The organism is SAR324 cluster bacterium (genome assembly GCA_029245725.1).
In the GTDB taxonomy this organism is placed as follows: domain Bacteria; phylum SAR324; class SAR324; order SAR324; family NAC60-12; genus JCVI-SCAAA005.
The window spans coordinates 1-17,603 of sequence record JAQWOT010000106.1 but is presented as its reverse complement, the minus strand read 5'-3'; the positions used below and the strand labels follow the sequence as shown (position 1 = coordinate 17,603).

The window sequence follows — 17,603 nt, the reverse complement described above, 5'->3', positions numbered from 1 at the left end:
TTTATGCTCGAAAAAAGAAAACCAATCATTGGTCTGACGATGGGAGATCCTAATGGGATTGGCCCTGAAATCATAGTTAAGGCACTTACGAAACTCAATTCATGTTTGGATTGGCATCCAGTCATTTTTGGGGATGCCTGGGTTCTTGAACAGGTTATTAAAAAGCTTGGTTCAAACCTGCAGCTAAGAATATGTGAGAATTTGGCTGAATTAACCAGTGGGCCTTGTATTGTGGATTTGAAAGTTCATTCAGGAAGGCACTGGCAGCTTGGGCAAGCCAGTGGCTGGGGGGGAGAGTCATCTTTTCAATTTTTGAAAGTGGCAATTGAGGCAGCGCTCACAAAACAGATTGATGCAATTACCACTGCCCCATTGAGCAAAACAGCCCTGCACATGGCTGGTCATCATTTTCCAGGACACACAGAAATACTCTCGGCACTGAGCAACGGTGACCCCCCTTTCATGATGCTTACTGTTAAGGGGCTGAGAGCAGTACACGTCAGTACCCATGTTTCCTTACGTAATGCAATTGAGCAGCTTCAACCGAAGCGAATCCTTGAAGTTGCTCAAGTGACTCATGATGCCCTCATCAGAATGGGTATTGAAAATCCAAGACTCGCATTACCAGGCTTGAATCCTCATGCTGGGGAGGAAGGTCTTTTCGGTGATGAAGAGGAAGAAATACTTCTGCCAGCATTGAACTTGATGAAAGACGCTGGCATAAATTGTATTGGTCCCATTTCACCAGATACGGTTTTTTTAAGGCATCGGCAGGGTGAATTCGACGCGGTAATTGCTCTTTATCATGACCAATCACATATCGCTCTTAAACTTCTTGGTTTTGAAAAAGGAGTCAACGTAACTTTAGGATTACCATTAATACGCACATCAGTTGATCATGGGACAGCTTTCGATCGAGCCCCCCAATTCAAAGCAGATTCTGGTTCCATGGAAGCTGCGATCGAATTAGCGATAAGTTTCGTTACTAACTCCTATCCGAATGGGAACGCACCGTTCTTGCAGTAGTCTTATTAAGAGAGTATTCGCGATAACAAACCAGAGTTTCAATCTTGGCTGAACTCATCTACGAAATATTGGCACCAGGCATCTCATGGCTGGAAATACCCAAAGTTAACTTACGTATCCTTTGTGGATGTCCAGCTGATGCGGTTAAGCATCTAACCAGCAAGGGAAAAATCAGCTTGGTTACGGAAAATGGGGCTACCTTTGAAACAGGCCCCAATGCCATTTTGCTTGCCGATGATTTTCTGCAAAATGGTTTGCCGGCAAACATGGCAGAATTTCCAGTTCTTCAGATGTTTTACAAGCAAGGTCAAATCATTCCGAATCACCCAAACAACAAGGGTGAAAGACCAATTCTCATAGGGAATGCGAACGCAGTTCAGTCCCAACTCCAATACATTTACCGGGGAAACTATGGTCTGACCACTCCTGAAGAGTTGATTGATTGTGGCGTCAGCCTTGAGGACACTGCTGAGATGATGGCCATGAAGATGCAATTTGCCTTTGGCAGAATTCAACCACCTGATGCTTTATTGGCTACATGTGTCATTGAAGATTCTAGTTGGCAAAGCCTCAGGGGAGATCTACTGGTTAGTCGTATAGGGGCGAGCCAGTATCAATTCAAGATGGGTTCTGAATGCATTGATGTTGATTTGACTCTCAAGGAGGGAGAAACCTATCCTACCCCCTATAAATTGCCAGATCAACTGCTACCAAGAGATAAATTCTCTGTGTGGCATACAGGAGAAGGGGATGGTTGGGACTGCTTTCGCCCGTGTATGGCTAGCATTTTGATGATTGAGGGAGAACCTTATCTGGTTGATGCGGGTCCAAATATTCACTATACGCTTGAAGTTTTAGGAATTGATCTGAGTGAAGTGGCTGGAATTTTTCAAACTCATGCTCATGATGATCACTTTGCAGGGCTACCCTACTTGATCCAGGGAGGAAGTAAGATAAAATATCTTGCATCCTCACTTGTAAGAAAATCCACCTTCCAAAAGCTTTCAGATCTAATTTCCCTTCCTGCTGAAGAAATCGAAAATTTTTTTGAAATCGTAGATCTAAAGTTTGATAAATGGACAAACGTAACAAGATCAGTTCAGGTCCAACCACGTTTTTCACCACATCCTGTTGAAACAAACATTTATTATTTTAGGTATCAAGAAGGTGGTGAGAAGAAGATTTTTGGACACCTCGCAGATATCGTTTCCAGCGCTGTCTTGGGAAGGATGAAAAATCCCGAAGCAAAGTATCACATCAGTGAAGATTTTTTTGATAAGACACTCCAAAGCTACCTTGAACAGAGTGATGTCAAAAAGATTGATGCTGGGGGTGGAATGATTCATGGCGAAGTAGTTGACTTTGCCAACGATCCCTCTGGAAAATTGATTTTAGCCCACTCATCAATACCTTTTGCAGAAGATCAATTGACTTCAGCTTATACGGCCGAATTTGGAACTTCGGATCTGAGGGTGCCATTAGATCATGAAAAATTCTTTCAGGATAAAGCCCTTCAGTGGTTACAACAACGGTTACCATCATTGAAGAAAGAGGAGTTAAGAGAACTGGTCACCAAACAGACTGAAGAAATTCCGAGGGGGCAACAAATCCTTACTCGTGCCCGTAAATCTGGATACATACCTCTTCTTCTAACGGGGCGGGTTGAGCTAAATGGATTACTCCACCCCGCAGGAACGTTGCTTGGGGAGGCAATCGCATTGGCAGATTTGCAAGTATCAGAAATGGTTTCAGTTGGACCTGTTCGTATTCTGCCAATCTCCCTCAATTCATATCGGGAGTTGCTAAAGAAGCATAAATTGTTGAAGAAGAGAATTTCATTATTCAAAGACTATGACCATTTCAGAACTCTCCCTATGCTTCAGTATGGTCTAAGTGATGATCAACTGATCTCACTTCTCAAAAAGTCTGACCGAATCAATCTTAAAAAAAATCAGCCAGTTCTCCTTCCAGAAAACACTTTGGGCTTTCTTGAAGCTGGAGAAATTCAATTCTTGGCAAGCAATAAAACACTGAAAGTTACTGAGAAATCATTGCTTGGATTATCAAATGTCTTGGGTAAGCCCTTCACTTGGAAGGAACAAACCATAAAAAAATGCCAAGTGTTGTGTTTTCCCGCAGAAAATTTGTTGCAAGCACCTGGCGTGCGATGGTTCCTTCAAAGGGCTTACCAAGATTATCATTTTCAGTTGATTTGATGGCAGACACCATACCCGTTAATTTGCCCCAAAATCTTCCTCGGAGCCTGCCGGCTCAGAGAGCATTGGAATTGGTTTTTGGCAATTATGCCCAGAATACTCGGCGGGCTTATGAGCGTTCTCTAAAAGACTTTCAGAAATGGGCCGGTCTACATTCCGCTCAAGATTTGGAAAGCCTCGATAGCCTCAGAATGCTTGAATACAAGGAGTTTCTCAGGTTGAGCGGAAAAAAATCCGCAAGCATCAACCAAGCGATGAGTGCTCTAAAGAAGATTTGTCGTGTCCTTACTGAGTGTGGATATCTTCAACAAAACCCCTTTAAATCGTCCCTGATCCGCAACGAGAAGGTCTCGCAACTTAGTAATAAGGGGGCTCTGCGAGTCAATCAGCTTCAGCAAATGCTTGATGCTAATGAGAACATAGCCTACGACGAGCGAGTGGAGACTTTACTGCGTCACAGGAATAAGGTGTTGTTGAAATTTCTATATTTCACTGCAGCACGAAGAAGTGAAGCCTCTCTACTAAACTGGGGAAATATCCGTCAGGACGGTCGTTTTTGGATAGCTATTCTTGAGGAAACGAAGAGCGGTGTCCCACAAAAACTAAAAATCAGAGAAGAGCTTTATCAAGAATTGATTGCCTGGAGAGGTGCTTTACAGTTAGCTGGTTTGAATACACCTTGGGTGTTCCCCTCCTTAGGGCAGCGTAGTATGGGCAACCAAATGACTGGCAAGGCAATAAATGAAGCTGTACGACGCCTTGGACATGCGATTGGCTTGAATATTTCCACACACTATCTTCGACATACCGCAATCACACTTGCACTTGAAATGGGAGAGCCTCTCCAGAAGGTTCAAGCATACGCTCGGCACGCCTCAGCAAATACAACTGTTCGTTACTTTCACGATCAGCAACTGCTCGAAAAAAATCCTACCGATACCCTTCCAGCTCTTTAGAGAGAGTAGCCTGAGGGAACCGAATCAGGTTGGTTCTCAAAAATTTTTATTCATGAATTGATAATAGAAATTAGTAACCTAAGGGGTTGCTTAAAGTCATGGTGACGGTAATTCCATGGAGTGCATGCTCTTTGCAGCAGGTCCATTTAAGAAATGAGGATCACATGGAGTAACCTCCTTAAATGGAATTGAATGAACCATACTTTTAGCCCCTATGCAGAACTTGGTGTCAGACCTGATGTCACACTTCAGGAACTGAAACAGGCCTACCGACAAGCTGTCATGCGTTACCACCCAGATTCAGGGTTTGGAGCAGCGAATTCTCTTAAGTTCCATGCTGTCACCGAAGCTTACAAAGAACTTCGTGCAATCGTTGATCAGTCACCACGAGAGAGGGATACTAAACATCAGCACTCGTCATTGCGAAAGAAAAATCAGTTTCTGGATGGAGAACAACCGATTGATCCTCAAACTCTGGAATTGGGTGTGCCAGCTCTCCAACAGTTGCTTTGTGAATCAGATAATTCTCACGTTAGACAAGTGGCAGCGGTAGCACTGTTTCTTAAGAAAGAAACATCGCTTACCAGAGAACTATTGGCCATTGCAAAACAGCCAGTCATGCCTAGCCTTCGTAAGGCAATTCTGTCAGCGATGCATACCGGTCCACATAAAAAAGTTGTCCCAATCCTCCTAGCTGTTGCTTGCGAGGGTGACCTGGAAACTGCAGCTATAGCAATTCAACAACTTGAGAAGATTGATGCATCATTACGTGGTAAAATTTTGTTTAAACTGCGGATGGCACACTTGAGCCTCTGGGAGAGAACCAAGAGAGTTTTTGATCCAGATCTTTTGCTGATCACTCAATATTCACAGTTGGGTGATCAACTTTGCCAGAGGGGGCTTCTGAGCCAAGAACAATTGCAAATAGCACTCGTTTTACAGAAGAAGTTTCCTCTATTATTAGGCCAGATTCTGAGGCAGTTGAACTACGTTCAATCCCATGAACTACGTTCCGTTCTGAACAGTACATCCCGCAGTTAACACTCCTTCACTTCATCTGTGTCCAGTTAAGGCTCACTTGGCTGGATCTTCCTGAAAAATCCTGATAATTTTCAGAATATTTAATTTTTTTTGTAGAAATCCCACTGAGACTACAATTATGTCTACTTCACAAAGCGCAGAAGTCATTGTGATTGGTGGTGGGCACGCGGGCTGTGAGGCAGCACTAGCTTCGGCAAGGCTCGGCTGCAAGACGATCCTGTTGACCATCGATCCTGAAAAGATTGCCCAAATGTCTTGTAACCCAGCTATTGGCGGAATTGGTAAAGGGCATCTGGTCAAGGAAATTGATGCCCTTGGTGGGGAGATGGGAAAAGTTGCAGACCAGTCAGGAATTCAGTTTCGAGTTTTGAACGGCTCACGAGGTCCAGCAACTCGTGGAACTCGCTGTCAATCAGAAATGTATGAGTACAAAAGTTTAATGCAGATGATCCTGAAGAAAGAGCCCAATCTCTGGATCGTTGAAGCGATGGTGCATGAACTTGTCATTGAGAATCGCATCCTTCAGGGGGTTCGTACAAATGTGGGAGAATTTCTGGCAGGTTCTGTTGTCATCACAACAGGAACTTTCCTGAATGGTTTGATCCATCGAGGCGAAAACAGGATCCAGGCTGGCAGAATCAATGAACCACCCTCCGTGCAACTGTCTTTTGCGTTGGCAGATTGTCAACTTGAATTGGGCCGCCTGAAGACAGGCACACCAGCTCGTTTGGATAAAAGGACCATCAACTGGGGTGGTATTCCAGAGCAGCTGGGAGATGATCCAATCCGGAAGTTCTCCTTTTGGGGAACAGGAACACCCTTACCCCAAGTACCTTGCCACATTGTTTATACCAACGAAGCAACCCATCAAATTATCAGAGATAATCTTCATCTCTCTGCCCTCTACGGAGGAGCGATTAAGGGAATCGGGCCAAGATATTGTCCGTCAATTGAAGATAAGATTGTCAAGTTCGCTCAGAAAGACAGACATCAAGTCTTTCTAGAACCAACCGGAGTCAGATCAGATAATTTTGAAATCTATCCAAATGGTCTCTCCACAAGCCTTCCTGAAGAGGTACAGCAAGAATTCTATCGGACAATTCCTGGGCTTGAAAATGTTGAGATGCTACAGGCGGGCTATGCGATCGAATATGATTTTGTACAACCAACAGAACTTAGAGCTACCCTTGAGCTGAAAAAAGTACCTGGCCTTTTTCTAGCTGGTCAAATCAATGGGACTACTGGCTACGAGGAGGCGGCTGCACAAGGTCTTTTGGCTGGGGTGAATGCCGCACTGAAAGTCAAGAGGAAAGAGCCTTTTGTACTGCAAAGAGATGAAGCCTACATGGGGGTTTTGATTGATGATTTGATCACTAAAGGAGTAACTGAACCATATAGGATGTTTACCTCAAGAGCAGAATATCGTCTCCACTTGAGAGAGGATAATGCTGATCTTCGGCTGTGTGAGAAAGGGCATCAACTCGGACTATTAGTTGATGAGTGCTATAAGCAATTCCTGAATAAACAACGTAAAATATTTGCTCTTAAGAAGTCTTTAGAACAGACAAAAATCACTCCGGTTAAGGAAACCCAGGAGGCACTGAAACAAATGAATCAGGCTGAGTTAAAACAGGCGAGTAGTTTAGCGGAACTGATACGTCGACCAGGCCAGGGTATTCAAGTGCTCTCTGAGCAAGCATTTATAACTAGTAAGGTGGCCTGGGAGGAATTCCCAGAAGAAGTTCGTGAACAGGTCGAAATCCAGATCAAGTACGAAGGTTACTTGAAGCGCCAAGAACAAGAACTTCGACAAATGCGAGAAATGGATCGTATCCAGATCCCTAATGAATTGGATATGAAAAATATTCCTGGCCTCTCAAAAGAAGTCCAAGAACTTTTGATCAAGCATCAACCGGCTACCCTTGGACAAGCAAGCCGTATCAGTGGGGTCACGCCTGCAGCTCTGACGGTGATCCGAGTTTATCTCAAGACTCATATTACCAAAGACTCTTCACTCCAACGTGTGAGTTGACGGCCGCTTAGGATGAGAAGCAGAAAAAAAGTCTCAACGGTTCCTACCACACCCTGGCGTGCAAGCCTCCATAACTTGATTTTTGAAGCTGAAACGAGGGCCGGAAAAATCTTTGATATCATTCTGATGATCTTGATCACGGTTAGCGTGGCCACAGTCATGTTGGATAGTATTGCAGCCGTTCGTATGGAGTATGGTGAGCTTCTGCATAGTCTCGAATGGTTATTCACGATTGTCTTTGCGATTGAATATGTCCTGCGGTTAGTTGCTACGCTACGTCCTTGGCGCTATGCACTCAGTTTTTTTGGCCTCACTGATCTTCTCGCTGTCCTCCCAGGGTTGATCAGTATTTTATTTCCAGGTTTCCAATACCTGCTGGTCATTCGAGTGTTCAGAATCATTCGAATTTTACGTATTTTCGAGTTTCTGGACTACCTGCGCGAATGGACAATGTTGTTGAAGGCACTGCAAGCTAGCCAGGCTCGAATCATGGCTTTTCTATTTTCCATCCTGATTGCTGTGACTTTCCTCGGCGCCTTGATGTATGTTGTAGAGGGAGAGGAAGCTGGTTTTACGAGTATTCCTCGCAGTATCTACTGGGCAATAGTGACCCTTTCAACAGTGGGCTACGGTGATATAGCCCCCCAGACAGGATTTGGACAATTCGTCGCTGCTATTGTGATGATCTTGAGCTATAGCATGTTAGCTGTACCCACAGGGATCGTTACGGTACAATTATCGGCCATGCAGCGTAGGCAAGACCAAAAGTTGACAAGGTCTTGCCACTCTTGTGGTCATGATGGACATGATATGGATGCTGATTTCTGCAAGTATTGTGGAGAAAGTCTGGAATTAGAGGTTACAGAGGATCCTCTAAAGGCCTAGAAACAAAAAAAGAATTCCGGCTTTTGCTTGACTGCCGGGGAGCAGATCTGGAAAATGATTATTAAGAAATTTAATTTTCAACTTAATATCAATCAGCAGAGAGAATCAATATGAGATCATTTTCAACTAATTTGCTCCTCATTGCCGGCGCAGTCATTGTTGGTATTGTTTATTTATCGACCTTTATTGTAGATCGAACTCAATTTGCGGTGGAAATTCGCTTGGGAGATCCGGTTACAGTCCACATGGAGCCTGGGTTAAAATTCAAAATGCCTTTTCTTACAAAAGTTTTTTATGTGGATAACCGACTGTTATCAAATGATTCTGATCCAGGGTCTGTTTTCACAGAAGACAAGAAAGAAATGATTGTGGACGCATATTCAAAATGGAAAGTCTCAGACCCATTAAAGTTCTACGAGACTGTCCGCAGTCTTGCTGGTGCTCAATCAAGGTTGGACGATATCATTTACTCTCAAACAAGGGAGATACTAGGTAAGCACACTCTTGTGGAAATTGTGTCCGGTAACCGTAGAGATATCCGAGAGACAATAACTACTAACTCTCGTAAGGCTGCTGAAAGTTTTGGGATTGAGGTCGCAGATGTGAGAATCAAACGAGCAGATTTACCTGAGGCGAACAGCTTGGCAGTATATGGACGCATGGAAGCAGAGCGTAGAAGACAGGCAAAATTGTATCGTTCGGAAGGCGAAGAGCGGTCATTGGAAATTCGCTCAGCAGCTGATCGAGACCGAATAAAGATTCTAGCAGAAGCAAATAAGATTGCAGAGGAATTGAAGGGTACAGCCGATGCGTCCGCAACTGAGATCTACGCTAGTGCTTACCAATTAGACTCTGAATTTTTTGAGTTCCAACGATCTCATGATGCTTACCGTCATTCTCTTCGTGAGGACACAACCTTGTTACTCAGTTCTGATCAGCCATTTTTCAGATTCCTAAAGGAAGAAGAACCTCAAACTAGTCGAAAACAAATCGAGTGATCAAGGTTGCTCACCCGTTACGGTAAGATTCTCCAGCAATTGGAGGACGAATCCAACTACGAGCGCTCTGCCCGGCCTAGAGATCTTACTAAGCTGGAGGGTGTTCGCTTCCTGCTGAATCAACTCGGTAATCCAGAAAATTCTCCCAAAATTGTCCACATCGCAGGCACCAACGGCAAGGGCTCTACCGCATTCCTTCTTGCCGCTCTACTGAAACAGGATGGTTTCAGGACTGGGTGCTACACCTCCCCTCATTTGGTTGATCTTCGAGAGCGTATTCAAATTGATGGTCAGTGTGCTGGTATTCAACAATTTGTGGATGTTGCAGCGTGGACTTTGGAAATCTCCAGAAATCCTCAATGCCCGCAGATTTCTTTCTTTGATCTAGTAACGGCAATTGCCCTTAAAGTATTTGCAAGGGCTCAATGTGATTGGGTAGTTTTAGAAACTGGATTGGGAGGGCAGGCAGACTCGACCAATGTAACTCCGAAAGAACTCGCAATTCTTACAAGAATTGGTCTGGATCACCAAAATATTCTTGGTGATAGCATCCTTAAAATTGCATCTGAAAAACTTGGTATTGCTCGAAAAGGTGTACCACTTTTGGTGTCTCTACAAACAAAGGTAGTTAAGGAATGGCTGGAGAAGCAAACCTATTTGCAAGAGATACCCACCCATTGGATTGAGGGAAAAAATTATCAACTGATTGATCAAAGTGGGCAACGCTTAGCAGCCTGTAGAGAAGCTAAAATCTCAGATGTTTCCAAAGAACTGGCACTAACAGCTCTGGAAATTTTGCTACCTGCCAAGTCGCCAAATCAGAGAAAAGAACGATTAGAATTAGCTTCAAAATTTCCTCTGATTGGTCGCAAAAGTCGGCATTTTAACGTCAAACTGCAGAATAAAAGTTCAGGACAGGTTTTTTCGGAATTGATTCTCGATGGGGCACATAATGTTGATGCCATTGATTCATTAATCACCACGCTCTCAGAGTGGCAAATTTCCTGCTACGGCCTCTTGTTAGGAATTGCAAAAGACAAGATGACGGTTGAAGCTCGTGATTCTTTTCAGAAACTTGCCCAACATGCTCAACAGGTTGGACTAGTCCAATATAGTTTCACGAGAGCTGCAGATCCTGTTGAAATTCTTCAATATCTTGAACTGCCTAGAAACTCTTTCAAATTGTTGAACAGTAGCCAGAATGCCTTGCGATGGGCCTCAGAGACTAGGATGATGCCCTGGGTCATAACTGGTTCTTTTCATCTATTGGGCGAGGTGCTGCCCCTCCTCTCTTTGGATCCTTGCACGAATAACCTGCAAAACGGATAAGCTGTTGTGCAAAAAACACTAAAATTTTTGATCATTTTTTTGATCTCAAGTGCCCTCAATGGAGTCCTTGCATCAGAACAAATTGTTATTACAGCTGATCGACTGAATGTGCGTGATGGGGTATGGGGTAAAAAGCTCGGAAAAGTGTATGAGGGTCAACAGTTTGAGGTTACTCAAGAAAAAGAGGAATGGGCCAAGATTGAATATGAGTTAGGAAAGTTTGGCTGGATTTCATTGGATTATGCCAGGCCAGCTTTACAGACTACAGCAGGAACAAATGTTTCTATTAGTCAGTTCTGTTCAAAAGTAGATAAAGAGTTCAAAAAACTGGGCTGGAAGGATCTACGATGCAACCCGGACGATTGGCAGTCCACTTGGCATTCAGAAAAAGGGCAACCGCTAATCTACAAAGTTTTTGGGGACGAAAGCTCTACTCACACAACTTTGTTAATGTGTTCTGTCCATTCTGATGAAGATACGGCTTACCACTGTTTCCGCTTCATGGAGTTGCTGCGTTCAAACCAAGAATTGATTCGGCAGCGGCTTGTTTTGATACCACTGCTCAATCCAGATGGATTTTTTAGTCAACCCAGATCACGAACAAATGCAAATGGGGTAGATTTGAATCGCAATCTGCCAACTAAAGACTGGGCAAGCCTAGCTCACAGACAGTGGAAATGGTCATATCAAAAAAATCCACGCTATAATCCAGGTAAAACAGCTGGTTCGGAGAAAGAAAATCAATTTCTTGTCAGCATAATCCTGAAATACAAACCGGATAAGATCATTTCCCTTCATTCTCCGTTGGATTTCATAGATCTGGATTACATGGACAAGCGAGAAGGTGATGAAGAATTACTGGCCGTCCGGAAACGTGCTTGGTTTCAGGCACAGAGTTTTGCAGAGCAAAGTGGGACACGTTTCCGTGACTATCGGACTTTTCCAGGGAGTCTGGGGAGATTTGGGGATGAGTGGAAAATTCCGATCTACACATTGGAATTTCCAGATAAGCCGGGTAGTCAAGCCGCCAAGGAATTCGAACGCTTCAAATCAGCAATGCTGGAACTGTTCAATACCAACCTAAGCACGCAGCCAACGGCACTGAACAATGAACAAGACAAAGATCAGTTGCTATAAGGCTTAGCCATAAGCCGCTTCTTCCACAAACAATTCCAGTTGGCCTTCAACCAAGTCTGTACGCCGGTAGAGTTCATGGGTTAGCTTGCGAATTAATCGAACATCCTCCCCATCAAGTTTACCGTCTCCAGTAACATCCTGAAAAACATGGATGTTGTTGGCCAAGCCAGTGTGATCATTATCAACAGCCAAAGCGACCGCTCTACCATTCGGGTCTACGAAAGAGATCATATCAATCTTTCCGTCCTTGTTCGTATCGATCAAATTGGCGTAGACATAGACGCCCTGTTTCCCATCGTTTTCTGCTTCGCTCATGAAAGTTCTTTTATTAGATCAAGGTTGGTAAACTCTGGTAAAAACTTTACTTTCTTTGCCCATCCCTTAAGTTAGCGCAATTGCCATGCTAAAGCTGGCTGATTTAACGTTGAATGTTACAGGATAGTCACTATGAAAGCATCTGATTTATTCGTCAAGGCTCTTGAAGCAGAGGGTGTGGAATATATTTTCGGGATTCCTGGAGAGGAAAACCTGGATTTCCTGGACTCCTTGAGGAACTCCAAAATTCGTTTGATCCTTACGCGGCATGAACAGGCTGCTGGATTCATGGCAGCCACCTATGGCCGCTTGACTGGAAGAGCTGGCGTATGTCTGTCAACCCTTGGTCCAGGTGCAACTAATTTTGTGACTGCGGCTGCGTATGGCCAATTGGGTGCGCTGCCCATGCTTATGATCACGGGCCAGAAGCCAATCAAGACCAGTAAACAGGGAAAGTTTCAGATCGTCGACGTAGTTGAGATGATGAAGCCTCTGACGAAGTACACTCAGCAGATTGTCGGAGGAGATAATATCCCTTCACGTGTTCATGAGGCCTTTCGTCTAGCAGAGGAAGAACGTCCTGGAGCAACTCACCTTGAGCTCCCAGAAGACATCGCCCGAGATGAGACAGATGCAGATCTTTTACCCAAAAGACACGTCCGCAGACCGATTGCTGAGCAGAAATCAATTCACCAAGCCGTAGAAGCGCTACAGAAGGCCAAACACCCACTTCTGTTGATCGGTGCTGGGGCGAACCGCAAGCAAACTGCTAAAATGCTCCGTGATTTTGTTGATGAGTTTCAAATTCCCTTCTTCAGCACACAGATGGGCAAAGGTGTTCTGGATGAACGAGACCCGCTCTTTTTGGGGAACGCTGCGCTCTCAGATGGTGATTTCCTGCATCGAGCGATTGCGCATTCTGACCTGATTCTCAATGTGGGGCATGATGTGGTGGAGAAGCCACCTTTCTTCATGCACGTTGACGATGGCCGCACGGTCATTCATGTCAACTTCCGAACGGCGGAAGTGGATCCTGTTTACTTCCCTCAAGTGGAGGTAGTGGGGGATATTGCTAATAGCGTCTGGCAGATCAAGCAAGCCTTGACTGCACAGGAGCACTGGGACTTCAACTACTTCCTACAAATTCGAGAAAGAGTTGAGGCTCATTTGTTGGAAGGAGCCGTTGATCCACGCTTCCCGATCTACCCGCAGCGTCTAGTTGCTGATATTCGCAAGGTGATGCCCGATGATGGGATTATTGCTTTGGATAACGGAGTCTACAAAATCTGGTTTGCTCGCAACTACCGAGCGCACCTGCCAAATACGGTATTGCTTGATAACGCTTTGGCGACGATGGGAGCCGGCTTGCCATCCGCGTTGGCAGCACAGATTGTCTTTCCTGAAAGAAGAGTGATGGCGATTTGTGGGGATGGAGGATTCCTCATGAACTCTGCTGAGATGGAAACAGCAGTTCGCTTGAAGCTGAATCTGATTGTCCTAATTCTGAGGGATAATGCTTACGGGATGATCAAGTGGAAGCAATCGAACATGGGCTTCCCAAATTGGGGCCTGGACTTCGGCAATCCAGATTTCGTCAAGTATGCAGAGAGTTATGGTGCCCATGGACACCGGGTGGCAAGTGCCGAGGCGTTGGCTCCACTATTGGAGCAATGCTATCAGGCAGGTGGAGTTCATCTAGTGGAAGCACCAATGGACTACAGCGAAAACGACCAAATCCTCAACCAAGAAATCAAGGAACTCAGTGCCAAGCTCTAATCCATTTCAAGCTGAATCCTGATCCTTTGAATCGACAGTACAGGTTGTGTCAATTCCTCCGCGAGTGGCGTAGTTCGTTCTGATCTGCAGCCACTCCGGATCCAGCAACTTCCAAAGATCCTCAAAAATTCTGGCAGTCACTGCTTCCTGAAAGATCCCTACGTTGCGAAAGCTGATGAAGTAGTATTTCAGCGATTTCAGCTCAACGAGTTTTGTTTTAGGGATGTATTCCACCCACACAATCCCAGTGTCCGGTAGGCCAGAAAAAGGGCAGACAGCTGCAAATTCCTTTAGTTCATAGCAGACTCGCTGTCGTGGTCCCTCGTAGCGAAAGGTCTCCAACCAATCCTGACGAATCTTTGACTCATCCTCCATTGGCAAGACGAGTCCTTCGGCGTAATCGGTGTTAAGAACATCAGCCATTCCAACCCTTGGGAAAAGGATTCACAGTGATCTGCGCTTTCTCACGTAGCTCGGCAATGTATTTTTCAACCGCCTGTTGTCGAACTTGCTGAAAGGCTTGTTCTTCGAACTGCTTGCGCTGTGATTCGTTCAAGGCGTTGCATTTCAACGCATCGGGTAGCACCTCTGATTGAACCATCAGCAGGTGTGTTCCAAATTCAGTCTCTAGTGGATCACTCAATTGGCCAACTTCTAGCTGGAACGCCACCTTCTCAATCGCTGGCAATAATTCTCCTTTGCGGAACTGACCCAGCCTTCCGCCGTTTCTCTCGGCAGCAGGATCGTCAGACAGAGCCTTGGCCATCTCCTTGAAAGCCATCCCCTTTTCAAATTGCTCCTGGATGATCTTAATTCTTTCTGGAATTTCCTCACCTCGGAGCAGAATCTGTACTAGTTCAATCTCCCGCAATTCTACCGTTTGCACCTTGCAAAGCTTGGCAATCTCTTCTTCGCCAACCCGCACCTTGGCGTCCACCTCACGAGCAAGTAATCGTTGGCGTCGGAAATCATCCGCAATTTGATCCTGTAGAATCTTGTCATTGACTGTCCTCAGTTGAGGGTTTTGTTCCCGCAACAGGCCGATCCGTTCCTGAACCTCATCGGCAGAGGCATCAATCTTTAGTGTTTTTGCCCTTGAACGCAGTAGCAACTCTGCGATCAGTCGTTGCTCCACACGCTGGACAATCTCTGCTTCGTCTAGTGTTTGACCTTCCTGCAGGATTTGTTGGCGCAAGGCGTTTCGGGCTTCTTCTGCCTCACTGAAGGTAAACACCTGTTGGTTGACGATCAGGTAGATGCCATCAACGATCAAAGGGGCTGCGCTCAGTGAAGAAAATCCCAGAATGCAGAAGCTAAAAAGTCCAAAAATTTTTTTCATGGTCAGTTGCGATAGTTTAGGTTCATCGAGCCATAAAGTTTGGGTCGGTAGTCTTCCGCCAATTGTTTTAAACGCCGCCAGGGTAGCCTGGAGAGTTCTTTCAGCTTTTTGATGTTCCTACGCTGAAAAAGCCGATCTGCCAAGTAGAATTCAGTGACCGTTGGATACTTGATCTTTTTGCTGCGATAGCCCACCACTTTAAAATTTTTGAAGCGGATGCTTAGTAACTGGGTGGAACCGTCAGGAACATTGATAGGGAAATTGATAGACTCAATTCGGTTGGCAGCAGTATTCATCAACAGATGTGGCCCATGCTCTGGATGCCCAAAGCGGTGGTAGACGTTTCCATCGGGAGCGAGGTACATCGTGTGGGTGTTGGCAGGAATCTCCAACTCCTTGAGCGCTGCCCGAAAATGCTCCAGATCGTGGCTGAAGAAGAAAATGTAGTAGGGCCTCAGGTCCATCCACTCAAAGCGCCGATTTTTCGCAATGTGTTCGTTGATCCGAGTTCCTTCAACCTCGTAGAAGTAGTGCAGCATCACCCCTTCTAAGTTCATGGTCTCTACAGTCAGGTACTCGTCGTTTTTCCAGTGCACCAACTGTTTGTAAGCTAGATGGGGGATCTCCAGTGGTGTCCCATCCTCCAATTGCCGAAAGGGATCAAAAACCTGAACCTCAGCTTCGTAACTGGCGCGCTCCCACTTGATCTTGTCCTGGAACTGATCCACGACGTCTTTCCAGTCTGGTTGGTAGGCCATCAATCCAGGTACGGATAGAAAGTGGAAGCAGGCAAACAGCAGGAAAAAACGATGGAGTTTCACGTTCAGTTGGAGCGGGAAGAGAAGAATTTTCAGTAGCTTGGGAATTCAATAATTTATGCTAGGATGTCTCTCTTCGCAAGCACAAACCGGCCCAATTTTTTGAAGGATATCTAAATGCGCATCCGTCCTCCCATCTCTGCCCTGGGAACCTATAAACCTCCCTTGGAAGGTCGCAATCCTGATGAATACCTGCTGATGGACTTCAATGAATCTCCTGAACCACCTCCTCCATCCGTGCGCAAGGCCCTTCAGCAGTACCTAGTTGACGGCCCACTCCATGTCTACCCCCATTATGGTTCCTTCACGGAGCAGCTTGGGAAATACGTGGGTGTGCCCCCTGAACAATTACTGGTGACCAATGGATCTGATCAGGGAATTGACGTGGTCTTGCGCTGCTTGTTGGACCCGGGAACCAACCTGGTGATGGCGATGCCCGGGTTCACGATGTTCAAGCAGACGGTGGGAACGATTGGCGCGGATTTTATTGAGGTGTCCTATCCAGACGACTTTGCCTTCCCTTATGAAAAAATTCGACAGGCAGTCAACGCACAGACCCGGATCATCGTGGTGATCAATCCGAACAACCCCACTGGCACCTCTGCTCCTTTGAACCAGGTCGAAGCTTTACTGCGAGAATTTCCTGACTGTGCCGTGTTGGTCGATGAGGCCTACTACGAATTCACAGGCAAGACCTGCCTCTCACTCCTGGAAAGGTACAGCAATCTGGTTGTGATCCGGACCTTCTCGAAGGCCTTTGCAATCCCCTCCTTGCGACTAGGTTACGTGGTGGCTCGGGAAGAGTTCATCAATGAATTGCTGAAGATTCGCGGGCCCTATGACGTCAATATGGCCGCAGTAGTTGCTGCGCAAGCTCTGCTCGCGGACCAGAAGCCTTGGCAGGAGTTGGTCAATCACTTGATGCAAGAGGTCAAACCTCAATTGGAGAGTTTCTTGCGGGAAGAGGGAGTGAAGTTGTATCCAGCAGAGGCCAACTTTCTCCTAGTGGAACCCAAGGGAGGAGCCTCAGCAGCAGTCAACTACCTCAAAGAGCAGGGCATCCTGGTGCGGGCGATGAGACCCCCACTGGAGAATTGCTTTCGGATGAGCCTTCGCAGGATGGGGGACATGGAGAGGTTTTTCGGAAGTTTTCAGGACTTTCTGCGGAAAAATTGAACCTCTTGGATCGCTATGATCCAAAAACCCTCACCCACAAACGCATGAACGATCCATCCACAAAATCAAAAATTTAGCGCTCAGGGCAACCGAACATTGCTGAGATTTAGAACGTTATCTGGGGTGGCATTGTCGGTTCCAAGGCTTCCATTCCCCAGTTGTCCATTGAGATTAGATCCCCAACATTTTGCGGTTTTGTCGTTCAGTAGTGCGCAAGTGTGAGTTCCTCCAGCACTGATGGAGTTAACCGATCCCAACCCACTGACGGCAAAGGGAACGGTGCGTGTGGTGGTAGTTCCATCCCCCAATTGTCCATTGGAATTAGACCCCCAACACCTAGCGGAACTGTTGTCGAGGACTGCGCAGGTGTAATTCTTTCCAGCACTTATGGTTTTAACAGACCCTAACCCGCTGACGGCAACGGGAGAGTTGCGTGGGATGGTAGTTCCATCCCCCAATTGTCCAAGACCATTATATCCCCAACACCTAGCGGATCCGTCATCAAGAACTGCACAGGTGTGGTAGCCTCCAGTGCTGATAGATTTAACGGACTCTAACC

General features: G+C 45.8%; 16 protein-coding genes. 11 read left to right on the top strand and 5 right to left on the bottom strand.

From position 1 onward, the window contains the following. Positions 1-3: 3 nt before the first annotated feature. The 9 genes from pdxA (at position 4) to P8O70_04795 (ending at position 11,620) form a co-directional block, all read left to right on the top strand. Complete coding sequence (gene pdxA, locus P8O70_04835; GenBank protein MDG2196204.1) at positions 4-1,026, top strand: 4-hydroxythreonine-4-phosphate dehydrogenase PdxA; 1,023 nt, start codon at positions 4-6, stop codon at positions 1,024-1,026. Positions 1,027-1,070: 44 nt separating this feature from the next. Then, positions 1,071-3,242: an MBL fold metallo-hydrolase gene (locus P8O70_04830; GenBank protein MDG2196203.1), complete on the top strand. Its 2,172-nt coding sequence runs from the start codon at positions 1,071-1,073 to the stop codon at positions 3,240-3,242. Next, complete coding sequence (locus P8O70_04825; GenBank protein MDG2196202.1) at positions 3,242-4,198, top strand: site-specific integrase; 957 nt, start codon at positions 3,242-3,244, stop codon at positions 4,196-4,198. Before P8O70_04830 ends, P8O70_04825 begins: the two co-directional genes overlap by 1 nt. Before the next feature lie 192 nt (positions 4,199-4,390). Further along, positions 4,391-5,239 (top strand): DnaJ domain-containing protein, encoded by an 849-nt coding sequence (locus P8O70_04820; protein MDG2196201.1) that lies wholly within the window; start codon positions 4,391-4,393, stop codon positions 5,237-5,239. A 76-nt stretch (positions 5,240-5,315) separates the two neighbouring features. Continuing rightward, complete coding sequence (mnmG, locus tag P8O70_04815; GenBank protein MDG2196200.1) at positions 5,316-7,271, top strand: tRNA uridine-5-carboxymethylaminomethyl(34) synthesis enzyme MnmG; 1,956 nt, start codon at positions 5,316-5,318, stop codon at positions 7,269-7,271. A 12-nt stretch (positions 7,272-7,283) separates the two neighbouring features. After that, positions 7,284-8,156, top strand: coding sequence for an ion transporter (locus tag P8O70_04810; GenBank protein ID MDG2196199.1), 873 nt, complete (start codon positions 7,284-7,286; stop codon positions 8,154-8,156). 110 nt (positions 8,157-8,266) lie between these two features. After that, complete coding sequence (locus P8O70_04805; GenBank protein ID MDG2196198.1) at positions 8,267-9,154, top strand: protease modulator HflC; 888 nt, start codon at positions 8,267-8,269, stop codon at positions 9,152-9,154. 6 nt (positions 9,155-9,160) lie between these two features. Next, the gene (locus P8O70_04800) at positions 9,161-10,483 is read left to right on the top strand and encodes a hypothetical protein (protein ID MDG2196197.1); all 1,323 of its coding nucleotides are present in this window, start codon (positions 9,161-9,163) and stop codon (positions 10,481-10,483) included. 6 nt (positions 10,484-10,489) lie between these two features. Further along, positions 10,490-11,620: a M14 family zinc carboxypeptidase gene (locus tag P8O70_04795; protein ID MDG2196196.1), complete on the top strand. Its 1,131-nt coding sequence runs from the start codon at positions 10,490-10,492 to the stop codon at positions 11,618-11,620. A gap of 3 nt (positions 11,621-11,623) precedes the next feature. On the opposite strand, the gene P8O70_04790 is transcribed toward P8O70_04795, so the two are convergent. Beyond that, a complete protein-coding gene (locus P8O70_04790) occupies positions 11,624-11,935 on the bottom strand; it encodes a hypothetical protein (protein MDG2196195.1) in 312 nt (103 codons plus the stop codon). A 132-nt stretch (positions 11,936-12,067) separates the two neighbouring features. Here P8O70_04790 and P8O70_04785 point away from each other — a divergent pair, with 132 nt between their 5' ends. Continuing rightward, positions 12,068-13,711 carry an acetolactate synthase large subunit gene (locus P8O70_04785; protein MDG2196194.1) on the top strand — a complete coding sequence of 548 codons (1,644 nt, stop codon included), beginning with the start codon at positions 12,068-12,070 and terminating at the stop codon, positions 13,709-13,711. Between the two features lie 6 nt (positions 13,712-13,717). On the opposite strand, the gene queF is transcribed toward P8O70_04785, so the two are convergent. The 3 genes from queF to P8O70_04770 are packed head-to-tail and all read right to left on the bottom strand — an operon-like array spanning position 13,718 to position 15,871. After that, positions 13,718-14,086, bottom strand: a complete 369-nt coding sequence (gene queF, locus P8O70_04780; GenBank protein MDG2196193.1) for a preQ(1) synthase — start codon at positions 14,084-14,086, stop codon at positions 13,718-13,720. A 40-nt stretch (positions 14,087-14,126) separates the two neighbouring features. Next, positions 14,127-15,050: a peptidylprolyl isomerase gene (locus P8O70_04775; GenBank protein ID MDG2196192.1), complete on the bottom strand. Its 924-nt coding sequence runs from the start codon at positions 15,048-15,050 to the stop codon at positions 14,127-14,129. 2 nt (positions 15,051-15,052) lie between these two features. After that, the gene (locus P8O70_04770; protein ID MDG2196191.1) at positions 15,053-15,871 is read right to left on the bottom strand and encodes a hypothetical protein; all 819 of its coding nucleotides are present in this window, start codon (positions 15,869-15,871) and stop codon (positions 15,053-15,055) included. Between the two features lie 114 nt (positions 15,872-15,985). Here P8O70_04770 and P8O70_04765 point away from each other — a divergent pair, with 114 nt between their 5' ends. Further along, on the top strand, positions 15,986-17,044 hold the full coding sequence (locus tag P8O70_04765) for a histidinol-phosphate transaminase (GenBank protein MDG2196190.1): 1,059 nt from the start codon (positions 15,986-15,988) through the stop codon (positions 17,042-17,044). Positions 17,045-17,124: 80 nt separating this feature from the next. Here P8O70_04765 and P8O70_04760 read toward each other — a convergent pair. Then, positions 17,125-17,603 (bottom strand): RCC1 repeat-containing protein (locus P8O70_04760; protein ID MDG2196189.1); only part of this gene is annotated, 479 nt, incomplete at its 5' end.

What these genes read in the sequence shown, in the direction of transcription:
- pdxA (MDG2196204.1), top strand. Translation starts at nt 4, where the DNA reads ATGCTCGAAAAAAGAAAACCAATCATTGGTCTGACGATGGGAGATCCT.
- P8O70_04825 (MDG2196202.1), top strand. Translation starts at nt 3,242, where the DNA reads ATGGCAGACACCATACCCGTTAATTTGCCCCAAAATCTTCCTCGGAGC.
- P8O70_04820 (MDG2196201.1), top strand. Translation starts at nt 4,391, where the DNA reads ATGAACCATACTTTTAGCCCCTATGCAGAACTTGGTGTCAGACCTGAT.
- P8O70_04810 (MDG2196199.1), top strand. Translation starts at nt 7,284, where the DNA reads ATGAGAAGCAGAAAAAAAGTCTCAACGGTTCCTACCACACCCTGGCGT.
- P8O70_04805 (MDG2196198.1), top strand. Translation starts at nt 8,267, where the DNA reads ATGAGATCATTTTCAACTAATTTGCTCCTCATTGCCGGCGCAGTCATT.
- P8O70_04790 (MDG2196195.1), bottom strand. Translation starts at nt 11,935, where the DNA reads ATGAGCGAAGCAGAAAACGATGGGAAACAGGGCGTCTATGTCTACGCC.
- P8O70_04785 (MDG2196194.1), top strand. Translation starts at nt 12,068, where the DNA reads ATGAAAGCATCTGATTTATTCGTCAAGGCTCTTGAAGCAGAGGGTGTG.
- queF (MDG2196193.1), bottom strand. Translation starts at nt 14,086, where the DNA reads ATGGAGGATGAGTCAAAGATTCGTCAGGATTGGTTGGAGACCTTTCGC.
- P8O70_04775 (MDG2196192.1), bottom strand. Translation starts at nt 15,050, where the DNA reads ATGAAAAAAATTTTTGGACTTTTTAGCTTCTGCATTCTGGGATTTTCT.
- P8O70_04765 (MDG2196190.1), top strand. Translation starts at nt 15,986, where the DNA reads ATGCGCATCCGTCCTCCCATCTCTGCCCTGGGAACCTATAAACCTCCC.